1 protein-coding gene is annotated in these 1,212 nt (G+C 25.1%); it reads right to left on the bottom strand.

Going from position 1 to position 1,212, the window contains the following annotated elements; translation table 11 throughout:
* A partial coding sequence (locus AWT72_RS08600; RefSeq protein WP_156413139.1) for a DDE-type integrase/transposase/recombinase occupies positions 1-1,163 on the bottom strand: 1,163 nt, incomplete at its 3' end.
* Between the last annotated feature and the right edge of the window lie 49 nt (positions 1,164-1,212).

Below are 1,212 nucleotides of genomic sequence, written 5' to 3' on the forward strand. Positions count from 1 at the left end.
TTAAAATTAATTGAAGCTACTTCTACTTCTGATATTTCTTCTAAATCAAATACTTCATCTTCTAAAAACATAAAGATTTCATCTGATAAACTTTTACCTACGACTACTTTTGTCCTATTATGTATAAATATTCTATTACCTTCATGATTTAAAGGTATATATTTCTTTTTCTCATAGTTTATACAATGTCCTACTATTACTCTCTCTTTAAATATTGATAAAATTCTATCTAATTCTTTTTCACTAAACTCTTGACCTACAAACTTATTAAGTGTATCATTTAATTTGGGTGGGGCTATTTGATTATGTTTTTTTATATATTCTATAACATATTCATTTAGCTCTTTTTTACTTGTTATATTTAAGAACTTTAATTCTGCTGATAACCTTGACTGTAATGTCCTAAATGTCCTTTCTACAGTAGCTTTGTGTTCTGCTATTGAAGTTGGTTTTAAATCTATTCCCAAATATTTACACATTATCATAAAATTTGTTGTCTTTTCTCCTTGTTCTGTTGATCTAAAAACTTGTCTTTTATCTGATATTATTTTATATGGTATACCATAATTTTTTAATACTTGTTTAAATGCGTGATAATACCCATTTAGTGTTTCTTGTTCATCAAAGTATGCTCCTAATATCATTGCTGTAGATTTATCAATGAAAATATGTAAGTTATATTTCTTGTCTCCAGACCATAAATGTACTGATGCATCTGTTTCTAATATTTCTCCAAAGTATTTAACTTTAGGCATATATGGATGCGAATATTTAGGTGTAACTTCATATTTTAATCTCATATGTAATTTTTTCTTTTCATTGCTAATATCTCCATTAGATACAACATTAAGATTTTCTATATTATGTTTTCGCATAGAATTATATACTTTAATTGTTTGTTTTCTTGAATAGTGACTACCTATTTTTCTTTCTTTAAAAATTCTTAATAATGTTGAATAAGAAATATCATATCCCATTTGATTAACTACAAAATATTCGTAGAAATGTTTAAAATTAAAGTATGAGGCATTTTCAATGAAAAATGTCGTTATGTAGTCTATATCTCCTTCATTTAACTTACATTTTCTACATGATTTCTTAGATAAATCTTTCTTTTTACCATCTAAAATACTTTTGCCAGATTGTTTTTTCAATCTTTTCACTGTTGCATATGATAAACTTGTAATAATTGTGATAGTAGTAAGTTTTCTA

Origin of the sequence: Oceanivirga salmonicida (assembly GCF_001517915.1) — a bacterium.
Taxonomy (GTDB): Bacteria; Fusobacteriota; Fusobacteriia; order Fusobacteriales; family Leptotrichiaceae; genus Oceanivirga; species Oceanivirga salmonicida.